The sequence below is a fragment of the Actinoplanes sp. NPDC051470 genome (assembly GCF_040682035.1).
Classification (GTDB): Bacteria; Actinomycetota; Actinomycetes; order Mycobacteriales; family Micromonosporaceae; genus Actinoplanes.
The window spans coordinates 1-22,490 of sequence record NZ_JBFBAA010000017.1 but is presented as its reverse complement, the minus strand read 5'-3'; the positions used below and the strand labels follow the sequence as shown (position 1 = coordinate 22,490).

Below are 22,490 nucleotides of genomic sequence, written 5' to 3'. Positions count from 1 at the left end.
AAGGAGTGCCATGATGGTGATCGTGCGGGTGCTGATCGTGACCTCGGGTTCGGTGGGCGACATCGCCCCTTACACAGGGCTGGGCGCCCGCCTGCGCGACGCCGGCCATGACGTGACGGTGGCGTCGCATGCCCCGTTCGCGGCCACGTTCGCGTCCGCCGGCCTGCCCTTCCAGGCCATCCCCGGCGATCTCCGCGAAATTCTCCCGCAGGCGCGTGGACAGGACGGCAGATCATCGGGTACGGGACCACGCGCGCTCGCCCGCCTGCTGCAGATCGCCCGTCCCCTGATCAACCGGCTCGGCGACGGCATCGCCCGGGCGGCCGACGAGACCCGCCCCGACGTGATGCTGCTGTCCACAGTGGTGGCGCCGCTGGGCTATCAGGTCGCCGAGGCGCGAGGCATCCCGTGGGCCGGCGTCTTCCTCCAGCCCATCGCCCCGACCGGCGACTTCGGTTCGGTCCTGCTCGGCGGCCGCTCGGTCGGCCGCCACGGCAACTACGCCATCACCTGGACCGCCAACCAGATCAGCCAGTCCCTGTACGCCAAGCCGGTCCAAGACCTGCGCCGCCGCCTGGGCCTGCCCCACGAGTCCATCCGCGAGCTCCGCACCTGGCAGGACGCCGGCCGATATCCGACCTTCCACGGCTTCAGCACCGCCGTGGTCCCCCGCCCCCGCGACTGGCGCCCACGGCTCGAGGTCACCGGCTACTGGTGGCCCCACTCCCCCACCGACTGGGCCCCACCGCCGGCCCTGCACGACTTCCTGGCCGCCGGCCCACCACCGGTCTTCATCGGCTTCGGCAGCATGGCCCCCGCCCAGGGCGCCCGCCTCGCCCCCATCATCCAGAGCGCCATCCGCAAGGCCGGCGTCCGAGCCGTGATCCAGGCCGGCTGGGCCGGCCTGACCCTCAACGCCCACACCAGCGGCGTCCCCAGCAGCAAGACCAACCAAGCAGACGGCGAGCGCGGCAGCGGCGGCGAGCGCGGCAGCGGCGGCGAGCGCGGCAGCGGCGGCGATGGCGATGGCGGCAGCGGAGGTGGCGGCGAGCGCGGCGGCAGCGGAGGTGGCGGTGGCGAGCGCGGTGGCGACGTCTTCACCATCGGCGAGGCCCCACACGACTGGCTCTTCCCTCGAATGGCCGCGGTCGTTCACCACGCCGGCGCGGGCACGACGGCTGCGGCGCTTCGGGCGGGCGTCCCCGCGGTGCCCGTGCCCGTGCTGGCCGACCAGCCCTTCTGGGCGTCGAGAGTCCACGCGTTGGGCGCGGGCACTCGACCGATCCCGATGTCCCGCCTGACCTCCGACCACCTGGCCGCCGCCCTGACGGAAGCGACCACCAACCCCCACCGACGCGCGCGAGCCGAGGCAATCGCCGCCCGCCTTTCAACCGAAGACGGCCCGTCCCCCATCCTCGCCTGGTTGGACGCACTGAAATAAGCAACAGGAACCAACAATGACCAGGGGCGCGCCGCGACCACGGGCACGGCAGGCAGCGAGCGTGGCGGGCGGCGGACGCGGGCGGCGAACGCGCGGGCGGCGGGCGCGGCGGTTGGCGGCACGGCGCGGCGGTTGGCGGCGCGAGCCACGCGGGACGACCCGGCGGCTGGGCAGGGAGGGTGACCAGCGACGGCCCGGCGTGTGCGTCATGTGACTTCGACGTTGCGCGTATCTAAATGAGAGCTGGCGCCGAACAACGGACCCGCGCCCCAAGGGAGAGCCGGCGCGACAAGCGACGGACGCGACAGGAGAAGCCCGCGCCGGACCGGCGAAACAGCCCCCGGCTCTGAGGAGAGCCGGAGGCTGTGACGACGGAACCGCTGTGGCGGAGGAACCCGCCGAGGCGGACGGTTAGCGCTCGGTGATGGCGACGAACGGGCGCTCGGCCTCGCCGGTGTAGAGCTGGCGGGGGCGGCCGATCTTGGTGGCCGGGTCGAGCATCATCTCGCGCCACTGGGCGATCCAGCCGGGGAGGCGGCCCAGGGCGAACAGCACCGTGAACATCTTGGTCGGGAAGCCCATCGCCTTGTAGATGAGGCCCGTGTAGAAGTCGACGTTCGGGTAGAGCTTGCGGGAGACGAAGTAGTCGTCGCTGAGGGCGATCTCCTCGAGCTGGAAGGCCAGTTCGAGCAGGGGGTCGGGCCGCTCCATCTTGGACAGCATGTCTTGCGCGGCCTTCTTGACGATGGCGGCGCGCGGGTCGTAGTTCTTGTAGACCCGGTGGCCGAAGCCCATCAGCTTGACGCCTTTTTCCTTGTTCTTCACGCGGTTCACGAAGGTGCCGACGTCGCCGCCGTCCTTCTTGATCAGCTCGAGCATCTCGAGGACCGCCGCGTTGGCGCCGCCGTGCAGGGGGCCGGACAGGGCGTTGACGCCGGCCGAGACCGAGGCGAACAGGTTGGCCTGGGCCGAGCCGACGAGCCGGACCGTCGACGTGGAGCAGTTCTGCTCGTGGTCGGCGTGCAGCACGAAGAGCATGTCGAGGATCTTGGCGATCTCGGGGTCGACGTCGTACTCCACCGTGGGCAGCCCGAAGGTCATGCGCAGGAAGTTCTGCACGTAGTCCAGCGAGTTGTCGGGGTAGGGCAGCGGGTGGCCGATGCTCTTCTTGTAGGCGTACGCCGCGATGGTCGGAAGTTTCGCCATCAGGCGGATGCCGGAGATCTCGACCTGTTCCTGGTCGGTCGGGTCGAGCGCGTCCTGATAGAAGGTGGACAGCGCGGTGACCGCGGACGACAGGACGGCCATCGGGTGGGCGTCGCGCGGGAAGCCGGAGAAGAAGTTGCGCATCTCCTCCTGCAGCAGCGTGTGCATCCGGATCTGGTCGCTGAACGCGGCCAGCTCGGCCGGCGTCGGCAGCTTGTCGTGGATCAGGAGGTAGGACACCTCGAGGAACGACGCCTTCTCGGCGAGCTGCTCGATCGGGTAGCCGCGGTACCTCAGGATGCCGGCGTCGCCATCGATGTACGTGATCGTCGACGCGCACGAGGCGGTGTTGACGAAGCCGGTGTCCAGGGTGACGAAGCCGGTCTCCTTCAGCAGCGCGCTGATCTCGATGCCACCGGGACCCTCGGTAGCGGAGCGTACCGGCATCGACAGCTGGCCACCGGGGTGGTCAAGCTTGACATCCGTCATGTATTTCCCTCACTTCACCGGCAGATGTCCCCAAGAACGTGAAGTTCACCGTAAACCCTCAACCTGAATGGGTCATCAGGCGGCCAATGCTCTGAGGAATAGATCACGAAGCGCGAGGAATCGCGTACGCCATAGATAATGGTCCGTGGAGGTGGGTGTCGATGCGGACCCCGAAGCAGTCCCCCGTGGTCGTGGGCGTCAACAGCAGTGCGGCGAGCCTCGCCGCGGTGCGTCTGGGCGCCCGGGAGGCCGTGGCCCGAGGCCGGAAGTTGCGGGTGGTGCACGCTTTCAGCTGGCCTGACCCTCGATTCGGACGGCCGCCCCAGGGGTACGCCCAGTCCCGGCGTGAGGCCAGCCGGCTGGTCGACCGGGCGGTCGCCGCGGCCCAGCGCTCGGTGCCGGGCGTCAAGGCGAGCGGCCTGGTCGCCGATGGCCTGGCCGTCCGGGTGCTGGTGCAGCAGAGCCGCGGCGCCGAGCTGCTGGTGCTCGGTGACGAGGACGACGCGCCGGTCGACTCGGTGCTCTACCAGGCGGTGTCCCGGGCGTTCTGCCCGACCGTGGTGGCGCGGGGCCCGCGTCCGCCGTCCGGTCCGCTGCTCGCCTGCGTCGACGGCTCCGACGAGTCGCTCCACGCCCTGCAGCTCGCCGCCGAGGAGGCCGCGCGCCGCGCGCTGCCGCTCGAGGTGGCCCACGTGGTCTCCCGGAAGGCAGGGCGGCCGGCCGGCCAGGATCTGCTCGACCGGGCGATGGAGGCGGTGCCCGAGTCGCACGACGCGACCACCCGCCTGCTGATCGGCGAGCCGGGCAGCGCGCTGGTCCGGGCGTCGCGGAAGGCGCGGATGGTACTCGTCGGGCCGCGGGGAATGGACGGAACGCAGCTTCTGGGGCCGGTGGCGCTCCAGCTGCTCCGCCGCGGCGCCTGCCCGACGTTGTTTGTCCACGGAACCACTGCCACGGGCCATTGGTCACCGGGTACGGTGCCTTCGGCGGGCACCCAGGCTTCTTGATCCTCGGCGACTGACGGAGCCCGCCAAGGGGGCTCAGTGTCAGGATCCGCGGGCGCTTCGTCCGCCGGCCGGCGGCTGTGGCGCGTGTTCGCCATGGCCGGTCTCGTCGCGACCGCGATCTACCTGGTGGCCACCAGCCTGGGCCAGCTCGAGATCGCGATGCTGGCCTTCATGGTGATCGGCGTCGGCACCGTCTGGGCCTGCTTCGCCGGCCCGCGCCGATTCGGCGCCGAGCCGCGCTCGGCCTGGCTGCTGCTCGGCGTGACCGCGCTGCTGTTCCTGCTCGGCGTGGTCACCCGGCCGTTCTTCTCCGACCAGCCGATCCCGATATCGCTGATCACCGACTTCCTGATCGTGCCCGGCTACTTCACCCTGGCCGCCTGCTTCGTCATCCTGCTGCGCAGCCGCCGGAGCCTGGACGGGCTGGCCGTCCTCGACGGGCTCATCGTCTTCCTGGCCGGCGGCCTGCTCGGCGTGCTGCTGCTGGCGGCGCCGACCGCGGCGATCAGCGACCGGCCGATGCTGGTCTCGGCGCTGGCCGCGGCGTACCCCCTCTTCGACGTCATTCTGCTGTTGCTCGTGGTCAACCTGACGTTCACCGCGACCACGTTCCCGGTCAGCCTGATGACGTTCATCGGCATGATGGTGCTGATGTTCACCGGGGATCTCGCGTACGCGGTGATCGGTCTGTCGGGCAAGACCTACGACTCGCCGCTGCTCGACGTGCCGTTCATCCTCGGCTTCGCCCTGCTCGGGATGTCCGCGCTGCACCCGTCGGTGGCCCAGGTCAGCCGCGCGGCCCGGCGTCCGGTGCAGGCCTGGTCGTGGCGGCGGATGACGCTGCTGGGCCCGGCCGTGATCGCGCCGTTCGTGCTGGTGGTGCTGGTCGGCGACGACTCGCCGGCGTACCGGCTGACCATCGGGGCCGGCGGCGGGCTGATGATGCTGCTGCTCCTGGCCCGGGCGGCGACCGCGGTCCGGGCCCAGGCGGCGGCCCAGCGCCATTCCGAGCACCAGGCCATGCACGACCCGCTGACCGGGCTGCCCAACCGGCGCTCGATGTCCGCGCACGTCGAGCGGCTGCTGATCGAGACGCCGCCGATGGACGACCGCCGGGTCTGGGTCTACCTGCTCGATCTGGACGGCTTCAAGTGGGTGAACGACTCGTGGGGCCACGACACCGGCGACCAGCTGGTGATCGAGGTGGCGCGCCGGTTGCGGTCGGCGGTGCCGCACAGCGTACGGGTGGCGCGCACCGGCGGCGACGAGTTCCTGCTGGCATACGTCGGGGAGAAGCCCGGCGCCCTGCGAGTGGTCGACGAGATCCGGAGCTGCTTCACCCACCCGCTCGCGGTGCACGACACCGAGGTGGTGATCAGCGCCTCGGTCGGCATCGCCCACGCGGCGGCCGACGGCGACCCGGCGGTGACCGCGGAGGCGCTGATGCGCGACGCCGACACCGCGATGTACCGGGCCAAGAGCGAGGGGCCCGGCCGTTCCACCATCTTCGACACCTCCATGCACGACCGGGTCCGGGAGCGCATCGAGCTGGAGGCCGAGCTGCGCAAGGCGCTCGCCGACGGGCAGCTGCACGTGGCGTACCAGCCGATCGTGCGGCTCGACACCGGCCGGCCGCTGGGCGCCGAGGCGCTGCTGCGCTGGAACCACCCGACCCGGGGCCCGATCCCGCCGATGGCGTTCATCCCGATCGCCGAGGATTCCGGGATGATCGCCCAGATCGGCACCTGGGTCCGCGAGGAGTCGGTGCGCCAGCTGGCCGAGTGGCGGGCTGACGGCACCGTGGCCGACGACTTCTACCTCTCCATCAACGTCTCGCCGCGCCAGCTCAACGACGCCGAGCTGCCGCTGATCGTCTCGGCCGAGCTGATGAAGTACGGCGTGCCGGCCCGCGCGGTGGCCCTGGAGATGACCGAGTCGGTGATGGTGGACGGCTCCAGCGTCACCTCACGCGTCCTGTTCGAGCTGCGTGAGCTGGGTGTCCGCCTGCTGGTCGACGATTTCGGCACCGGCTTCTCGGCGCTCGGCTACCTGCGCAAGTTCCCGGTCACCGGTGTCAAGATCGACCGCTCGTTCGTCTCCGGCCTGGGCCAGAGCCTGGAGGACGAGGAGATCGTGCGGGCCGTGGTGGCGATGAGCTACGCGCTGGGCCTGAGCATCGTCGCCGAGGGTGTGGAGAACCGCGGGCAGCGCGACGCCCTGGCCGCGGTCGGCGTGACCCAGGGCCAGGGCTGGCTGTGGGGACCGGCGGTGGCGCCGGCCGAGTTCGCCGCGCACTGGCACGCGGGCGGGCCGGCGGCCGGCCGGGCCGCCGCGGCGTCGAGCCTGCCGCCGGGCAAGAACCAGCGCTCGACCGGCCCGGCGGCGAGGGGCCGCAATCAGCTCGCGGCCGAGAACTCGTAGAGCCAGTACGACTGGCTGTCGACCCGGGTGGCGGTCGCGGCGCCGCCGATCCTGGTCAGGATGCCCTCCACCGCCCAGGGCAGCCTGAGGTGCGACTCGTTCCACATGCAGATGTCCAGCAGCACCGCGGCGTCGACCGGCCGCACCATGCGGTCGTAGATCTGCTGCTGGAGGGCGACGAAGACGCCGTCGCCCCGGTCGCCGGTGACCGCGCCGATGAACACGCAGTAGATCAGCCGGCGCTGCTCGTACAGCTCGGGCCAGTGGGCGGCGAAGAACGGCGGGGAGATCAGCGGGACCGCGCTCAGGTCGTCGGTCATCACGGACAGCCCGGTCACGCCCTCGGCGTCCCGGGTCAGGAATTTGGGCGCCCGGGGGTCGGCCATCATCGGCTCGAACTCGGCGCGGGTCATCAGGTGGCGGGTCGCCGATCGGGTGACCAGCGGCGAGAACGTGGTGCGGTAGAACTCCCAGGCCGGGTCGATCAGGTCCGCCGGCAGCTCGTCGAATACCTCGACCCCGTTGATGTTCGGCACGCGAGAGAAGCTAGCCGATCGATCGCGGCCACGAACCAGACAATCGGGTCTGGTGCGGACACCACTCGGTCGGGCATGATTCGCGACCACGGATCGCTTGCGGTCGCGCGACGCGCGCCGATGAGTTACACAGGTCATAGGGAAGGGAGGCCATGGTGACCGGACTGATCGGTGCCGAGTGCAACGTGTGGCTCGTTCTCGCCCTGCTGGTTCTCGCCCTCGGCCTGGGCGGCGCCCTGCTCGTGGCGGTTCGTAGCCGGCGGCACACCGGGTAGCCTCGTACGCTGGGCCGCATGCGGTTCGCGACCTGGAACGTCAACTCGGTCAAGGCACGTCTCCCCCGGCTGCTGGAGTGGCTGGGCGACACGAAACCCGACGTCCTGCTGCTGCAGGAGACGAAGGTCGCGCCGGGTGATTTCCCGTCGGCCGAGGTCGGCGAGCTGGGGTACGAGACCGCCGAGTACGGGCAGGGCCGCTGGAACGGCGTGGCCGTACTGTCCCGGGTCGGCCTGGCCGACGTACGCAACGGCTTCCCCGGTGAGCCCGGCTATCCCGGTCCCGAGGCGCGATCGATCACCGCCACCTGCGGCGGCATCCGTTTCATGTCGGTCTACGTGCCGAACGGCCGGACGCCGGAAGATCCGCACTACACGTACAAACTGTCGTGGTTGTCGGCTTTGCGAACGGCGCTGGCCGACGACGTCGCGGCCGGGCCGGTCGTGGTGGCCGGCGACTTCAACGTGGCGCCGACCGACGCCGACGTGTGGGACCCGGCCGCCTTCGTCGGCGCCACCCACGTGACCCCGCCCGAGCGCGAGGCGCTGGCCGCCATCCGATCCCTGGGGTTCACCGATGTGCCCGCCCGCCCTCTGAAGGGTGATCACCCTTTCACCTATTGGGATTACCGAGCCGGCATGTTCCACAAGAACATGGGCATGCGGATCGACCTGGTCTACGCCACCGCCGATGTCGCCGGCACGGTCAAGGATGCGGTGGTGGACCGCGAGGCGCGCAAGGGCAAGGGGCCGTCCGATCACGCTCCGATCGTGGTCGAGATCGATCGGTGACGACACGCTGAGCAGCGCCTCCCGGCGGCGGAGCACGTAGGCTGTCGGGGATGGAAGGGGATCGCATGACAACGGATCGGACCGATCCGGTCGTCCTGGCGCCGGCACCGGCGCTGCTGCGAGCTGCCCTCGACGCCACCTCCGAGGCCGTCGTGCTGTGCGCCGTCGATACCCACGAGATCCTGCTGGTCAACAACGCGGCTCGGGCGCTGACGCCGGCCCTGCGACCAGGCATGTCGGCCGATTCGTCGCCGATCGCCGCGCTGAACGAGGCGATCACCACCGGTGGCCGCACGTTCACGGCCCAGTTCGACGGGCGTCACGTCCAGGGCGATCGGCGTGCCCTGGGCGGCGAGCACTACGGCTGGTACCTGCAGGATGTGACCCCGCTCGAGCAGGAGCGGGCCCGCACCGCGTTCCTGGCCGAGGCCGGCCGTCGCCTGGCCGCCTCGCTCAACCATCGGCGCTCGCTGCGTACCACCGCCGAGCTGGCCGTCTCCCACCTGGCCGACGCCGCCGTGGTGGTCCTGCCCCCGGTGCGCCGGCAGAGCGAGTGGGTCCGGCTGGTCGCCGGGGCCACCGTCGACGAGGGCACGCTGCGCGAACGGCGGCTCGGTGAGGTGCCCGGGCTGGTCGAGGCGCTCGGTGACTTCCCGCCCATCCCGAGCCGCTGGCTGGACGCCGGCCAGGCGCCCGACTGGCTGCTGCCGCGCGGGTCCGGGCCGATCGGCGCGCTGCTGGTCATCCCGCTGCCCGGCAACGCCGAGCCGGCCGGCGCCCTGATCCTGGCCCGCCGCGGCGCGGACGCCGCGTTCAGCGACGACGACGAGCTGCTGGCCCGGATCTTCGCGGCCCGGGCCGGCGCGGCGATCTCGGCCGCCCTGCTCTACCGCGACCAGGTCGACACCACCGCCGTGCTCCAGGCCGACCTGCTGCCGCCCGAGCTGCCCCAGCCCGACGGCGTCGAGCTGATCGGCTCGTACCAGGCGGCCCGCGACTCGCTGCGGGTCGGCGGCGACTTCTACGACGTGTTCAAGCCGACGCCGCGCAGCCCCGACACGGTCATCGCGCTCGGCGACGTGTGCGGCAAGGGCCCCGAGGCGGCTGTGCTGACCGGCAAGGTGCGCCAGACGCTGCGCGCGCTGCGGCTGGTCGAGGTGCCGCCGGACGAGATGCTCGGGGTGCTCAACCAGGCCCTGCTCGAGGGCGGCCGGCAACACCGGTTCGTCACGCTGGTGGTCGGCTCGGTGGTCCGCGCCGACCACGGCCGGGTCCGGCTCCGGCTGGCCTCCGGCGGCCACCCGCCGCCGCTGGTGCTGCGGGCCGACGGCACGGTCGAGGAGGTGGCCACCTCCGGCACCCTGGTCGGCGTCGTCCCCGACATCGTGGTGCACCCGGCCGACGTCGAGCTGGCCCCCGGCGAGCTGTGCCTGCTCTACAGCGACGGGCTGACCGAGGCGCGCGGCGGGCCGTCCGGCAACGAGCAGTACGGCGAGCAGCGGCTGCACACCGCCCTGTCGAGCTGCCATGGCATGCCGGGCGCGGCGGCCGTCGAGCGGATCCGGCAACTGGTCTCCGACTGGGTGCGTGGCGGGACGCGGGACGACATCGCCATGCTCGCGGTGCGTGCTCCCTCCCGTACCCCGCTCAGCCTCCGCGGCGGCGGCGCCCGCAACGCGTCCCCCTTCGCGATCGACTCCAGGCGGAACGAGCGCCGCCCGAGGCAACGCGTATGACCGTCTTCACCAGCAGTGCCCAGCGGTCCCTGGACGATCCCGGGTTCCGTGACCACTTCCTGCGGCTGATCGGCGACGGCGACGAGTTCGGCGCGGTCGAGGCCGTCACGGCGCTGCTCGACCAGGGCGTGCCGGCGCAGCGGATCATGGCCGACCTGATCACCCCGGCCCAGCAGCGGGTCGGCGAGCTGTGGGCGGCCAACGAGTGGTCGATCGCCCGCGAACACGCGGCCACGGCCATCAGCGAGCGGGCGCTGGCCGCGGTCGCCGCCCGCTCCAACGTGCGACCGCACCGGGGGCGGCTCACCATCGCCTGCGTGGACGGCGAGTGGCACGCGCTGCCCGTACGCATCCTGGCCGAGACCCTGCGCCTGGACGGCTGGCGGGTCGACTTCCTCGGCGCCAGCGTCCCCGGCCCCCACCTGGTCACCCACCTGCACCAGACCGGCCCCGACGCGGTCGCGCTGAGCTGCATGATCGCGACCCGGCTCCCCCGCGCCCACGCCGCCATCACGGCCTGCCGCGCGGCCGGGGTGCCGGTCATCGCGGGCGGGCGCGGCTTCGGCCCCGGCGGCCGTTACGCCGAGAAGATGGGCGCCGACGCCTGGGCGGGCAGCGCCGAGGACGCCGTGGCCCGCCTGGCCATCGACTGGCCGCCGGTCATCGACGACCCGTCGACCTCGGCCTTCCTGGGCGACGACGAGTACACCTGGGTGGTCCGCCACCGGGCCGACCTGATCGCGACCGCGCTGGAACGCCTGGCCGCCGCCTACCCGAAGGTCCGCCGGTACGACCAGCGCCAGGCCGACGCCACCGCCGAGGACACCGGCCACATCGTCGACTTCCTGGCCGCGGCGCTCTACGTCGGCGAGGACCGCGTCTTCACCGACTTCATCGACTGGACGAACAGCGTGCTCACCGCCCGCGGCGTCCCGCCCGAGGCGCTCGCCGCCGGCCTCGGCGTGATCCGCGACCAGCTCCACGACTGGCCCGGCTGCCTGCGCCTGCTCGACGCCGGATCAATTCGGTTGCGGCCCCCGGCCGACGCGGATTAGCGTCGTCGCATGATCTCCTGACGAAGCGCGTTCCACAGCCACATCCACACATGTCGGCGGCCTTCGTCAGCCGTGGGGACAGCCCCTTCTTCGTGCCGACAACCTTCCGCCTGCCCCGGCGCCCGCCTCACTCGTTCCCGAGGAGGTAGCTGTATGCCTGCCCAGCCCTTCACCGTCCACGTCGACCTCGACGCCCTGGCCCGCCAGGAGTTGTCCGACGCGGTGTCCCTGCCGTCCGCCCAGGACGGTGCCCCACGCGACCGCTCCGCCGACCGCCATCACGGTTCCGGCGCCGACCGCGTGGAGGCCCGCAACCGCTCCGAGCGCGATCACGCCCGTCGCGCCTCCGGCTCCGGCAAGGGCCGCTCCTACGCCTTCCGGCGGAGCTAGGCCGCGTTTGAAACGCGGCCTGGAGATGGTGACGGCCCGGGGGTTCGCTCCCGGGCCGTCCACATTCGACGGGTACGGGCACAGCATCGTCCCGCCCTCCGGGCCCGGCCGCCGTCGCTGGTCACGCTCCGCGCGCCCACCGCCGGGTTGTCCCGCGGGGTGCGCTCAGCCCAGCGTGGCGTACACGTCGTCCAGATAGCCGTGGTACATGTCGCTGCTCGTGTTGAAGTTGGGGCCGCCGATCCGCAGCGGCTTGTCGTTGAGGATGGTCATCGCGGCCGGGACGGCGACCGAGCCGCGGGCCACCCCGTCGACGTAGATGGCCATCGAGCCACCGGCCCGGATGCACAGGATCTTGTGCCACTTGCCGTCGGCGACGGCCACCGACGAGCGGACCAGGTAGGCCGTGGCCGCACCCCGGCCGACCACCACGCACTGGGCGCGGCCGTGGGTCTCGCCGACCTGCATCTTCCACTGGCTCTCGGTGGTGGCCACGCCCTTCTGCACGATGTTGGACGAGCCGGCCAGCTGGGCCTTGCTGACGTTGATCGTCGCGCCCCAGCGGAAGTTGCGGGTGCCCGGGTTGAGCTCGGGGTCGTTGGTGCCTTCGAGCAGCGCCCGCGGGCAGACGCCGGTCGCCGGGCAGCGGACCGGCAGGCCGACGTAGCGGCCGGTGCCGGCGGCCACGAAGCGGACGGCGCCGCGGTCGGCCGCGCGCACGGTCAGCGGCGCTCCCTTGCCGGACAGGTCGGGCACCTTGCCGGCGGTGGTGGTGTCGAACGAGTAGCGCGCCACCACGACCGGCGAGGCCGCGGCGGCGAGCGATGTCGGGGCCGCCAGGGCGGGCACGGCCGGGACCACGATGAGCGCGAGGGTGAGAATCCTGGCGGGAAGCTTCATGGGAGAAACGTACGTTTCGCTCCCATAGTTCGACAAATCAGACTTGCCACCTGTTCGGGCGGATTCTTATAGCAGACCGGACGAGTCGGCGATCGCACACACGGCCACCAGGCGCAACACGTGCCAGTCGGCCAGCCGCCACCCGGCGGTGGCCAGGTCGGCGTCACCCTCGGCGGGGATCGGACGGCCCATCCGCTCGGCCGCCGCCGAGATCGACTTCGCGTACGAGGCCAGCCCGTCGGCGTCGGCCGGGCGGCCGGCCGCGGCGAGCGACTCACGTACGGCGGCGGTGTGCTGGTCGATCTGAACGAGCAGGCTGACATCGGCGTACGCGGCGGTCAGCCCGTCCACACCGATCCGGGCCATCAGCTCGTCGAGCTGCGCCAGCGCCTCCAGCTGGGCCGGCGTCTCGGGCAGCACGAACGCCTCGAGCAGGGCCGGCGAGTCGGGCACCACGACCGACACGGCGGCGAACAGCGCGGCCGGCGAATCCGGCACGACGACCGTCTCGACGACGCTGACCGGGTCGACGGTCTCCTCGGCGTCCAGCAGGTCCAGGTCGAGCTCGATCAGGTCGAACTCGATGTCCAGGTCCAGGTCGATCTCCTGGTCGAGCGCGGCGTCGAGCTGGGTCTCGGCGTCGAGCTGAGCCTCGAGGGCGGGCTGCGGCGAGGAGGCGGCGGCGTCATCCGAGATCGGGGCGAAGGCCAGGAAGTCGTTCGTCATGCGGAAGACGCTAGGGCCTGCCCGACCCCCGGCACAGCGCGGTAACCGAACGGCACCCAAGCCCTACCGCCCCCGCACCCCCCGGCTCCCGCAAGTCCGTTTTGCGGCGTTTTCGCGGGCCGCCGCCACCCCCGCCCCGTGCACTGGGTGGGCAAGAATGTAGGCCGGGGATGTTGCGGAAGTGCTAACTGTCCACAGGAAGTGTGGCGGCGGTGTTGCGGCCAGGAGATCGGCGGCCTCGGGTCGAGGACGGGGTGGGGCAGGACCGGACAGAAGGTGCTACGCGGGCAGGGCGTCCATGGCCTTGTAGATGCGTTTGTCGGAAACCGGGTGCGCGGTGCCGAGCGCCTGGGCGAACAACCCGACCCGCAGCTCCTCGATCATCCAGCGGATCTCGGTCAGGCCGTCCCCGGCCGGCAGCTCGGCCTTGAGCTCGCGGTACTCCCGCTCGATCTCCTGCACCTGGCTGGTCAGCTGCCGGTCGCGAGCCAGGTTGCCGCCGAGCCGGTCGAGCCGGTGCGAGATGGCCTTGAGGTAGCGGGGCAGGTGGTGCAGCTGCCGCCAGCCGGTCTCGGTGACGAAGCCGGGGTGCACGAGGCCGGTGAGCTGCTGCCGGATGTCGGCCAGCGGCGCGATCAGGGCGGGATCGGACGTGCCGGACAGCCGCTGGCCGACGTCGTACGCCGTGGCCAGCACCGACTGCACCTGCTTGACCACCGCCGCCGTGGCGTCGACCAGGTCGGTCCGCACCTGCTCGCGCAACGCCATGAACCCGGCCTTGTCCCAGGCCGGCCCGCCGGCGTCCTGCACCATGCGGTCGACCGCGGCGCCCGCGCAGTCGTCGAGGAGATCGGCGATCGAGCGGTACGGGTTCCCGCGCGACAGTTCGAGCTTGGCCCGGTTGTCCAGCCGCCCCTGCAGGTAGCGGGCGGCCGGCGGCAGCGTCAGCAGGAGCAGCCGCCGGGTCCCGGCGCGCATCGCCACCCGCTGCTCGGCCTCGGTCTCGAAGACCCGGACGGCGACGCTGTCGCCCTCGTCGACCAGGGCCGGCCAGACGGTGACCTCGAGGCCGCCCCGGACCTGGGCGACCTTGCGCGGGATGGTGCCGATGTCGCCGGTGGTGATGCCGGTGCGTTCGACCCCACCGGCCGCGGCGGCGATCGTCTCGCGTACCCGAGGGGCCAGCTGGCGCCGCAGCACCTCGAGGTCGCGTCCCTCGCCCAGCGTCGCGCCCTGCTCGTCGACCACCCGGAAGTTCATCCGCAGGTGCTCGGGCACCGCGTCGGGACGCCAGGCGTCCCGCGGCACGATCGTCCCGGTGAGCCGGCGCAGCTCGTCGCCGACCGCGTCGGGCAGGGCGCCGCGACGGGCCGGGATGCGGCCGAGGACGGCGGCGGCCCAGTCCGGCACCGGCACGAAGCTGGTCCGCAGGTGTTTGGGCAGGGCGCGGATCAGGGCGATCACCGCGTCCTGCCGCATGCCCGGCACGGACCAGCCGAAGTCGTCCGCGTCGAGCTTGTTGAGCAGCGGCAGCGGCACCTCGACGGTGACGCCGTCGCCGGGCTTGCCGGGCTCGAACCGGTAGGACAGCTTGAGCCGCACGCCGCCGGCCAGCCACGCGTCGGGGTAGGCGCCCGGCTGCACCTCGTCGCGACCGGCGTTGATCAGCTGCTCGCGGGTGAAGGTCAGCAGGCCGGCGTCGTCCCGCCGGGCCTTCTTCCACCACGAGTCGAAGTGGCGGGCGGAGACCACGTCGGCCGGGATCCGGGCGTCGTACAGCGCGAAGATGGTCTCGTCGTCGACCGCGATGTCCCGGCGGCGCGAGCGGTGCTCGATCTCCTCGATCTGGGCGATCAGCTTCGCGTTCTCGGCCACGAACGTGTGGTGGGTGTCCCAGTCGCCCTCGACCAGGGCGTTGCGGATGAACAGCTCACGGCACAGGGCCGGGTCGATCTTGGCGTAGCCGACCTTGCGCCGCGGGACGATCGGCAGCCCGTACAGCGTGACCTTCTCGAAGGCCATCACCGAGCCCAGCTTCTTCTCCCAGTGTGGCTCGCTGTAGCTGCGTTTGACCAGGTGGGGCGCGAGCGCCTCGGCCCATTCGGGCTCGATCCGAGCATTCACCCGCCCCCACAGCCGGGACGTCTCGACCAGCTCGGCCGACATCACCCAGCGAGGCTGCTTCTTGAACAGCGCCGAGCCCGGGAAGATCGCGAACTTCGCCCCGCGCGCGCCGAGGTATTCGCGCTTGTCCGGGTCTTTCAGGCCGAGGTGGCTGAGCAGGCCGGACAGCAGGGCGGTGTGCACGTTCTGCCCCGGCGAGACCTCTTCGCGGTCCTCTTTGACATTCAGGCCGAGGGTACGGGCGACCTGCCGCAGCTGCGAGTAGATGTCCTGCCACTCGCGGACCCGCAGATAGTTGAGGAACTCGGCCCGGCACAACCGGCGGAACTGGTTGCCGGACAGCTCCCGCTGCTTCTCGCGCAGATACTTCCAGAGGCCGAGGTACGAGAAGAAGTCCGATTCCTTGTCGACGAACCGGCTGTGCTTCTCGTCGGCCTGCTGCTGCTTGTCGGCCGGGCGCTCCCGCGGGTCCTGGATGGACAGCGCCGCCGCGATCACCATCACCTCGGCGACACAGTCCTGCTTGTCGGCCTCCATCACCATGCGCGCGAGCCGCGGGTCGACCGGCAGCTGGGCGAGCTTGCGGCCGAGCGGCGTGAGCTCGCGTCCGGTCAGGGCGCCGAGTTCCTCGAGGAGCTTCACGCCGTCGGTGATGTTCCGCTTGTCCGGCGGGTCGATGAACGGGAACTTGGCCAGGTCGCCCAGGCCGAGGCTGGTCATCTGGAGGATGACGCTGGCCAGGTTGGTCCGCAGGATCTCGGGCTCGGTGAACTCCGGCCGCTGGGTGAAGTCCTCCTCGTCGTAGAGGCGGATGCAGATGCCGTCCGACGTACGCCCGCATCGCCCCTTGCGCTGGTTGGCGCTGGCCTGCGAGATGTCCTCGATGGGCAGCCGCTGCACCTTGAGCCGGCTGCTGTACCGGGACATCCGCGCGGTGCCCGGGTCGATCACGTACTTGATGCCCGGGACGGTCAGCGAGGTCTCGGCCACGTTGGTGGCGAGCACGATCCGCCGCGCGCGGTGCGACTGGAACACCCGGTGCTGTTCGGCGGCGCTCAGCCGGCCGTACAGCGGAAGCACCTCGGTGTTGCGCAGTTGCCGTTTCTCGAGCGCGTCGGCGGTGTCGCGGATCTCCCGCTCGCCGCTCAGGAAGACCAGGATGTCACCGCTGCTCTCGCCGGCCAGCTCGTCCACCGCGGCCGAGATGCCGTCGATCTGGTCCTGCTCGGCGTCCGGGTCGAGCGGGCGGTAACGGACCTCGACCGGGTACGTCCGCCCGGTCACCTCGATGATCGGGGCGCCGCCGAAGTGATCGGCGAACCGCTGCGTCTCGATCGTGGCCGACGTGATGATCACCTTGAGGTCGGGCCGGCGGGGCAGCAGCTCGCGGAGGTAGCCGAGCAGGAAGTCGATGTTCAGGCTGCGCTCGTGGGCCTCGTCGATGATCAGCGTGTCGTAGCGGCGCAGCGACCGGTCGTTCTGGATCTCGGCCAGCAGGATGCCGTCGGTCATCACCTTGACCAGCGTGTCCTCGCCGGACTGGTCGGTGAACCGCACCTTGTAGCCCACCGTGGTCCCGAGCGGCGTGCCCAGCTCCTCGGCGATGCGTTCGGCGACCGTGCGCGCGGCGATCCGGCGCGGCTGGGTGTGCCCGATCTGCCCGCGCACCCCCCGGCCCAGCTCGAGGCAGATCTTCGGCAGCTGGGTGGTCTTGCCCGAGCCGGTCTCGCCGGCCAGGATCACGACCTGGTTGTCCCGGATGGCCGCGGCGATGTCGTCCCGCCGCGCCGAGACCGGCAGGTCGTCGGGATATTTGATCTCGGGTACGGACGCCCGCCGCGCGTCCCTCTTCGCCATGGCCGCGTCGACCTCGGCGGCGATGTCGGCGAGCGCGGCGGCCTTGCGCTCGTCGTCCTGCATCCGCCGGGTGCCCTCGAGCCGCCGCTGGAGCCGGCGCTCGTCGCGGGGGAGCAGATCGGACAGGCGGCGGCGCAGTTCGGGCACGGTGACAGACATAGCGCAGCAAGTCTAGGCAGACGACGTCCGAAACGCCGCGTGATTATCGCCGCCCTCCCGCTAGGAGACGGCGTCCAGGGCGGGCACAGAAGCGGGCGGGATCGCGAGGGCGCCGGCGGCCAGGGGCAGGGTGAAGTGGAAGCGGGTGCCGCCGCCGGGGTTGTCGGCGACGCCGATCTGGCCGCCGTGGCGCTCGACGATACGGCGGCAGATGGCCAGGCCGAGGCCGGTTCCGGCGTAGCCGGCGGCGGTGCGGGCGCGGTGGAACGACTCGAAGATGTCCGGCTTGTCCTCGTCGGGGATGCCGATGCCGCGGTCGGCGATCTCGACCCGGCACCAGCCGGGGCCGGCCTGCGCGGCGGTCACGTCGACCCGGGCCGGGCGGCCCTTCGGGACGTACTTGAGGGCGTTGCCGATCAGGTTGTCCAGCACGTGCCGGAGCATCGCGGGGTCGGCGTAGACGTCCGGCAACGGGCCGATGTAGAAGTCCGGCGGCGGGGCGTCACCGGGGCGGCGCGGGCCGGTGCGGCCGAGGATGACGTCGTCGACCAGCGGCCCCAGCGCGACCGTCTCGCGGCGCAGCGGGGCGTCCTTCGAGGTGGTGTAGGCCAGCAGCGTGTCGATCTGGGCCGCCATCCGGTCGGCGGCCAGGGTGATCCGGTCGAGCGCCCGGATCGCGCCCGCCACCTCGGCCGAGTCGTCCGCCTCGGCCAGCTCCTCGGCGGCCGTCTCGCAGTGGCCGCGGACCACGGCCAGCGGCGCCTTCAGATCGTGGGCGACCACGCCGGCGAACACCGACAGGTCGGTCTCGTACCGCCGCAGCTCGGTGATGTCGTGGAAGACCGCGACCGCGCCGGGCTGGCCGGCGCTCTCGTCCAGCGGGCGCCCGTCGACGCTGATCAGGATGCCGTCCGGGCGCTCGGCGTTGCGGACGAGCATCTCCACGCCGTCCGACGACTCGCCGTGCAGGGCCCGGACCAGCGGCATCTCCTCGATCGGGAACGGGGTGCGCCCGTCCGCCCGGAACAGCCCGTAGTGCTCCTGCCACTCCCCCGGCCCGCGTACCTCGTCGTCCACGCCGAGCAGCGCCTTGGCGGCCGGATTGTGCAGCAGGAAGTCGCCGTTCCCGTCGACCACGCCGACGCCGTCGCCGAGGCTCGCCATGATCGCCCCGAGCAGGCCGGCCTGGCGGCGGCTCTCCGCCTCGGCGGTCCGCAGGTCGGCCGTCGCCACCTGCACCTGCCAGCGGGCCTTGGACCGCCCGTTGGCCAGCACGTGCACCAGCGCCGCGAGCATCATGGTGAGCGCGATGCCGCCGAGCAGCACGGTGGTCGGCAGGCTGCTGCGGGCGCCGGGCAGAAAGCCCGAGTCGGCCCCGGTGATCAGCGTCCACTGCCGGTTCGCGACCGGGAAGGTGGCCTCGCGGACCAGGTCACGGGTCCCGCGGGCGGTGTAGACGGCGACACGTACCCGGCGGCCGTCGCCGTTGGTGGCCAGCAGCTCGCCGTCCAGCTGGTTCTGGCTGGCCGTGCTCAGCACGCCGCCGAGGAAGTCCTGGCCGCGCAGGCCCAGCACCATCCAGCCCTGGAACACGGGTGTGCTCGCCGGCGTGTAGACCGGCGCGACGAAGACGAACGAGAGCTGCTGCTGCCGCGCCGGCAGGCCGCGGTCGCGGAGCAGGACGTACGTGTCGGAGACGGTCGGCCGGCCGGTGCGCCGCGCCTCGACCAGCGCCGCGGTGGCCTCCGGCGAGGCGGCCACGTCGCGGCCGGCCGGGCTGGGGGTGCCGCCGTGCAGGGTCCGGTTGAAGACCGAGAAGTAGTGCTCCGCGGCGCCGGGGTGTGGGTGCAGGACGAGATCGCCGGCGCCGCGGGACCGCCAGCTCGCCTGGGTGCGGGCGGCGCCGGCCGGCGGGCTGGCCACCACGTACGCGACCGAGATGGCGCCGAGCAGGTCGGCCGTGTCCAGCGGGCCGGTGACCGCGGCGAAGTCCGTACCGGTGAACCTGGCGTTGGTGCCCGCGCCGGCCGCCACCGCCTGGAGCAGGGTGCGGTAGCGCCCGGTCTCGGTCGTGACCGCGGCCCGGGCCACCGCCGTGCGCTGGTCCATCACCCGGTCGGCGTTGTTCTCCTGGGCGGCGCGCAGGCTGGTGACGGTCAGCAGGGTGACGGTGACGCCGAGGACCGCGACGTTGGCGGCGAGCAGGGGACCGACAAAGCGACCCCGGCGGCGGCCCGCCGCGGCGGCGGCGGGATCGTCGCGTCGCTTCACTCAACCGAGCATAAGACGCAAATCACCCCCGTCGGCCCAGTTCGGCCGACGGGGGTGAAGGTGCCTTACTTCCAGGTGTCGTACTGGTAGAGCTTGTTCTTGGCCATGATGCCGGTGATCTTGCCGTAGTAGTTCGGGTCGGTGGCGTAGCCGGCCTTCCACACGTTCCAGATGAACTTGTTGGCGTTCTTGGTGTACGCGAAGGCGGGCTGGTAGCGGTTGTTGACCTTCAGGAAGTTGCCGTGGTCGCGGAACGAGTTGGCCATCGACGAGTAGGTGCGGAACACGCCGGTGGTGTCGTAGCACTTGCCGGCCTTGGTGCACTCCTGCGTCTTGTACGTCTGGCAGCCGTTGGCCAGCGTGCCGTACCGGCCGTTCTGGCACTTGATGCCGAAGTAGTTCTTGTGCGTGCCGGACAGCGTGCTCCGGCCCCAGCCCGACTCCAGGATGGCCTGGGCGATGGTCACCGACGGCGGCACGCCGTACTCCCGCCAGCCCTGCTGGGCGCCCGGCACCGCGGCCTTGATGAACTGGTCCGTGGTCAGGGCCGGCGAGGTGCTCGGCCGGGTCGAGCCGGCGCACACCGGCAGGGTCGCGCTGATCACGAAGCCGTGTGACAGGTACAGGCCGGTGCTGGTCCTGTCCCACTGCGCGGTGGTCCGGACCGTGCCGGCCACGTTCTGGCCGGTGACCGCGCAGACCAGCTGCGCGTTGCGGCCGCTGTTCAGCTTCAGCACGACCTTGCCCGACGTGTTGGGCCTGGTCCGGACGTTCACCCGGCCGGCGGCGCTGCGGATCTTGCCGGTGATGTACTTCGGCGCGGTCGAGGTGCCCGGCTTGGTCCTGACCGGGACGGCCTGCGGGGTGGTGGTCGCGCAGCGTCCGACGGCGCGGGCGGCGCTGACGTACGCGAACGAGATGTACCGCCCGGTGCCGATCTTGGCCCACAGGTTCGAGGTACGGATCGAGCCGCGCACGTTGGTGCCGGTGGTGACGCAGAGGACGCCGATCCGCTGGGCGTCACGGACCGAGCCGGCGATCCTGCCGCTCAGCGACGGGGTGGCACGAACCTTGAGGGTGCTGTTGACCCGCACGGTGGCGGGCACGGTCGTCGCGGCATTCGCGGCGGCCGGGGCGGCGGCCAGCCCGGCTCCCACGGCGGCCACCAGCAGCGTGCTGGTGAGCAGTCGACGGGCGGTGTGCGGCATGAGTACGGTTCCCCTTCGCTGTCCGGCGTTGTCCCCATGAAGGTCGCCAGGGGCCGTTGCCAGGGCAGGCGGAGAACGGGTGCGCATCGGTTGCGTCAGTCGCTGGTGTGAAGTCGTTGTGACCCGAGAGAATCCTGTTTCGAATGAGGCCGTGCCGGGGCAATAGCGGCTGGCGTCCAAGCCCCCCGGAGGAACCCGACAGATGACGGCCACGGCCACCCGAACCAAGACCCCCGCCAAGCGCCCGGCGCCGCGGAAGAAGAAGCCGGCCCGCCGCGGCGCCCTGCACCTGTTCACGCCGATCCTGGCGGCGGTCGTCGGCGCGGCCGGCGCCGCCGCGATCTACCGGGTGTTCGTGCTCTCCGCGCTCGGGCAGGAGATCGACACCGCCGCCCTGCGGAACTCCGACGTCGGGCACGAACGGGCCGTCGAGATCATGCAACGGGCGCTGAACGGCACCTCGCTGGCCAGCCTGGTGCTGGTCTGCGTGGCCATCGCGCTGATCGGGGTCATTCGCCGCCGGGCCGACCTGGCCGGCGCCGCCGCCGTCATGGTGGTCGGGGCCAACGCGACCAGCCGGCTGCTCAAGATGCGGCTGCCGCGGCCCGAGCTGGACGGCTACCCGATGCCCAACTCGTTCCCCAGCGGCCACACCACGGCCGCCGCCTCGGTGGCGTTCGCGCTGGTCCTGGTCCTGCCGCTGGCGATCCGCGGTCTGGTCTCGCTGATCGGCGCGGCCTACGTCGCGGTGATCGCGGTGGCCACCGTCTGGGCCGAGTGGCACCGGCCCAGCGACACCATCGCCGCCCTGCTCGTGGTGCTCGCCTGGGGCGGGCTGGTGACGTTCTTCCTGCGGGTGCGGCTCCGCCGGCGCAAGCCCGGCCCGGTCGAGCGGCCGGGACGGCTGGCGACCGGGCTGTTCGTGGTCGGCGGCGCGCTGTCGGCGCTGGTCGCGGGGGTCGGGCTGGGCGCGGTGGTGCTCTCCGAGCGGGTGACCCCCGACCTGGTGTCCGGCCGCTTCGCGTTCCTGACCGGGGCCGCCGCCATCACCGCCGCGGTCGCCGCGGTCTTCCTGATCTGGGCCCGCCTGGCCGCCGGTGACCAGCCGCCCCTCGAGTCATCCGGCCCGGCCGCCCGCCCCAAGCCGTCCGTCGCGGGCGCCCGTTCGGAGGCGCCCGAGGCGACGTCCAAGGAGGTTCAACCATGACCACGCCACCTGACGGCACCATCCCACCGGGCCCGGCCGGCACCCCGGTCGTCCCGGCCCAGAACCCGGGCGCGGCCGAGATCGGGCCGACCGTGGCCGTCGCCACCTACCCCGACTACGCGTCCGCCCAGCGCGCGGTCGACTACCTGTCGGACAACAAGTTCCCGGTCCAGCGGGTCGCCATCGTCGGCACCGACCTGCGGATCGTCGAGAACGTGCTGGGCCGGGTGACCGTCGGCCGGGCGGCGCTGGCCGGTTTCGCCAGTGGCGCCTGGTTCGGCCTGTTCATCGGCCTGCTGTTCGGCATCTTCAGCGACTCGAACTGGGTCGCGGTGATCCTGGCCGGCCTGATCATCGGTGGGATCTGGGGCGCGATCTTCGGCGCCCTGGCCCATGCGATGACCGGCGGCCGGCGGGACTTCTCGTCGCGCTCGTCGCTGACCGCCTCGCAGTACGCGGTGACGGCCGACGCCGAGGTGGCCGACGAGGCCCGGGCGCAGCTCACCCGGCTGAACTGGAACGCGAACAACTGACGGTGCCGGGGTGGCTCATCGGAGCCACCCCGGGCACAGCAGGACAGGCCCTAGAAACCGGCCGCCAGGTGGGTACGCAGCTTGGTGAGCGCCTTGGTGAGCAGGCGGGACACGTGCATCTGCGAGATGCCGACCTGGTCGGCGATCTGCGACTGGG

General features: G+C 71.9%; 17 protein-coding genes. 9 read left to right on the top strand and 8 right to left on the bottom strand.

Annotation, left to right across the window (positions count from 1 at the left end; all coding sequences use genetic code 11):
• Positions 1–10 precede the first annotated feature (10 nt).
• Positions 11–1,441, top strand: a complete 1,431-nt coding sequence (locus tag AB0M54_RS27545; RefSeq protein ID WP_364474446.1) for a glycosyltransferase — start codon at positions 11–13, stop codon at positions 1,439–1,441.
• A 411-nt stretch (positions 1,442–1,852) separates the two neighbouring features.
• On the opposite strand, the gene AB0M54_RS27540 is transcribed toward AB0M54_RS27545, so the two are convergent.
• The gene (locus AB0M54_RS27540; RefSeq protein WP_364327786.1) at positions 1,853–3,136 is read right to left on the bottom strand and encodes a citrate synthase; all 1,284 of its coding nucleotides are present in this window, start codon (positions 3,134–3,136) and stop codon (positions 1,853–1,855) included.
• A 161-nt stretch (positions 3,137–3,297) separates the two neighbouring features.
• On the opposite strand from AB0M54_RS27540, the gene AB0M54_RS27535 reads away from it, so the two are divergent.
• Complete coding sequence (locus tag AB0M54_RS27535; RefSeq protein ID WP_364327789.1) at positions 3,298–4,143, top strand: universal stress protein; 846 nt, start codon at positions 3,298–3,300, stop codon at positions 4,141–4,143.
• Positions 4,144–4,179: 36 nt separating this feature from the next.
• Entirely contained in the window at positions 4,180–6,564 is a 2,385-nt protein-coding gene (locus AB0M54_RS27530; RefSeq protein ID WP_364474444.1) for an EAL domain-containing protein, read from the top strand.
• Here the strand turns inward: AB0M54_RS27530 and AB0M54_RS27525 are convergent.
• Positions 6,540–7,100, bottom strand: coding sequence for a hypothetical protein (locus tag AB0M54_RS27525; RefSeq protein WP_364327795.1), 561 nt, complete (start codon positions 7,098–7,100; stop codon positions 6,540–6,542). The genes AB0M54_RS27530 and AB0M54_RS27525 overlap by 25 nt on opposite strands.
• A 293-nt stretch (positions 7,101–7,393) precedes the next feature.
• On the opposite strand from AB0M54_RS27525, the gene AB0M54_RS27520 reads away from it, so the two are divergent.
• The 4 genes from AB0M54_RS27520 (at position 7,394) to AB0M54_RS27505 (ending at position 11,348) form a co-directional block, all read left to right on the top strand.
• The gene (locus AB0M54_RS27520; RefSeq protein ID WP_364474442.1) at positions 7,394–8,167 is read left to right on the top strand and encodes an exodeoxyribonuclease III; all 774 of its coding nucleotides are present in this window, start codon (positions 7,394–7,396) and stop codon (positions 8,165–8,167) included.
• A gap of 65 nt (positions 8,168–8,232) precedes the next feature.
• Positions 8,233–9,903, top strand: a complete 1,671-nt coding sequence (locus AB0M54_RS27515; RefSeq protein WP_364474440.1) for a PP2C family protein-serine/threonine phosphatase — start codon at positions 8,233–8,235, stop codon at positions 9,901–9,903.
• The gene (locus AB0M54_RS27510; protein ID WP_364474438.1) at positions 9,900–10,958 is read left to right on the top strand and encodes a cobalamin-dependent protein; all 1,059 of its coding nucleotides are present in this window, start codon (positions 9,900–9,902) and stop codon (positions 10,956–10,958) included. The genes AB0M54_RS27515 and AB0M54_RS27510 overlap by 4 nt, the downstream gene beginning before the upstream one ends.
• Before the next feature lie 153 nt (positions 10,959–11,111).
• A complete protein-coding gene (locus tag AB0M54_RS27505; protein WP_364327807.1) occupies positions 11,112–11,348 on the top strand; it encodes a hypothetical protein in 237 nt (78 codons plus the stop codon).
• Positions 11,349–11,513: 165 nt separating this feature from the next.
• Here AB0M54_RS27505 and AB0M54_RS27500 read toward each other — a convergent pair whose 3' ends face one another.
• From AB0M54_RS27500 to gsmA, 5 genes are all read right to left on the bottom strand, one after another.
• A complete protein-coding gene (locus AB0M54_RS27500; RefSeq protein WP_364474436.1) occupies positions 11,514–12,248 on the bottom strand; it encodes a LamG domain-containing protein in 735 nt (244 codons plus the stop codon).
• A gap of 66 nt (positions 12,249–12,314) precedes the next feature.
• Positions 12,315–12,974: a DUF6401 family natural product biosynthesis protein gene (locus AB0M54_RS27495; protein WP_364327813.1), complete on the bottom strand. Its 660-nt coding sequence runs from the start codon at positions 12,972–12,974 to the stop codon at positions 12,315–12,317.
• A gap of 279 nt (positions 12,975–13,253) precedes the next feature.
• Positions 13,254–17,114, bottom strand: coding sequence for an ATP-dependent RNA helicase HrpA (gene hrpA, locus AB0M54_RS27490; RefSeq protein WP_364474434.1), 3,861 nt, complete (start codon positions 17,112–17,114; stop codon positions 13,254–13,256).
• Positions 17,115–17,174: 60 nt separating this feature from the next.
• Positions 17,175–19,385, bottom strand: coding sequence for an ATP-binding protein (locus AB0M54_RS27485; RefSeq protein ID WP_364327819.1), 2,211 nt, complete (start codon positions 19,383–19,385; stop codon positions 17,175–17,177).
• Between the two features lie 65 nt (positions 19,386–19,450).
• On the bottom strand, positions 19,451–20,593 hold the full coding sequence (gene gsmA, locus AB0M54_RS27480; RefSeq protein WP_364474432.1) for a sporangiospore maturation cell wall hydrolase GsmA: 1,143 nt from the start codon (positions 20,591–20,593) through the stop codon (positions 19,451–19,453).
• 202 nt (positions 20,594–20,795) lie between these two features.
• Here gsmA and AB0M54_RS27475 point away from each other — a divergent pair, with 202 nt between their 5' ends.
• Both AB0M54_RS27475 and AB0M54_RS27470 read left to right on the top strand, forming a co-directional pair.
• Positions 20,796–21,800: a phosphatase PAP2 family protein gene (locus tag AB0M54_RS27475; RefSeq protein WP_364474431.1), complete on the top strand. Its 1,005-nt coding sequence runs from the start codon at positions 20,796–20,798 to the stop codon at positions 21,798–21,800.
• Complete coding sequence (locus AB0M54_RS27470; RefSeq protein WP_364327828.1) at positions 21,797–22,333, top strand: general stress protein; 537 nt, start codon at positions 21,797–21,799, stop codon at positions 22,331–22,333. Before AB0M54_RS27475 ends, AB0M54_RS27470 begins: the two co-directional genes overlap by 4 nt.
• 50 nt (positions 22,334–22,383) lie before the next feature.
• On the opposite strand, the gene AB0M54_RS27465 is transcribed toward AB0M54_RS27470, so the two are convergent.
• Positions 22,384–22,490: sigma factor-like helix-turn-helix DNA-binding protein (locus AB0M54_RS27465; protein WP_364474602.1), on the bottom strand; the 107-nt coding region annotated here is incomplete at its 5' end.

Bases quoted from the DNA above. Each gene is read 5' to 3' on its own strand.
- AB0M54_RS27515 (WP_364474440.1), top strand. From the start codon at position 8,233: ATGACAACGGATCGGACCGATCCGGTCGTCCTGGCGCCGGCACCGGCG.
- AB0M54_RS27545 (WP_364474446.1), top strand. From the start codon at position 11: ATGATGGTGATCGTGCGGGTGCTGATCGTGACCTCGGGTTCGGTGGGC.
- gsmA (WP_364474432.1), bottom strand. From the start codon at position 20,593: ATGCCGCACACCGCCCGTCGACTGCTCACCAGCACGCTGCTGGTGGCC.
- AB0M54_RS27495 (WP_364327813.1), bottom strand. From the start codon at position 12,974: ATGACGAACGACTTCCTGGCCTTCGCCCCGATCTCGGATGACGCCGCC.
- AB0M54_RS27500 (WP_364474436.1), bottom strand. From the start codon at position 12,248: ATGAAGCTTCCCGCCAGGATTCTCACCCTCGCGCTCATCGTGGTCCCG.
- AB0M54_RS27510 (WP_364474438.1), top strand. From the start codon at position 9,900: ATGACCGTCTTCACCAGCAGTGCCCAGCGGTCCCTGGACGATCCCGGG.
- AB0M54_RS27505 (WP_364327807.1), top strand. From the start codon at position 11,112: ATGCCTGCCCAGCCCTTCACCGTCCACGTCGACCTCGACGCCCTGGCC.
- AB0M54_RS27535 (WP_364327789.1), top strand. From the start codon at position 3,298: ATGCGGACCCCGAAGCAGTCCCCCGTGGTCGTGGGCGTCAACAGCAGT.
- AB0M54_RS27475 (WP_364474431.1), top strand. From the start codon at position 20,796: ATGACGGCCACGGCCACCCGAACCAAGACCCCCGCCAAGCGCCCGGCG.
- hrpA (WP_364474434.1), bottom strand. From the start codon at position 17,114: ATGTCTGTCACCGTGCCCGAACTGCGCCGCCGCCTGTCCGATCTGCTC.
- AB0M54_RS27540 (WP_364327786.1), bottom strand. From the start codon at position 3,136: ATGACGGATGTCAAGCTTGACCACCCCGGTGGCCAGCTGTCGATGCCG.
- AB0M54_RS27520 (WP_364474442.1), top strand. From the start codon at position 7,394: ATGCGGTTCGCGACCTGGAACGTCAACTCGGTCAAGGCACGTCTCCCC.
- AB0M54_RS27470 (WP_364327828.1), top strand. From the start codon at position 21,797: ATGACCACGCCACCTGACGGCACCATCCCACCGGGCCCGGCCGGCACC.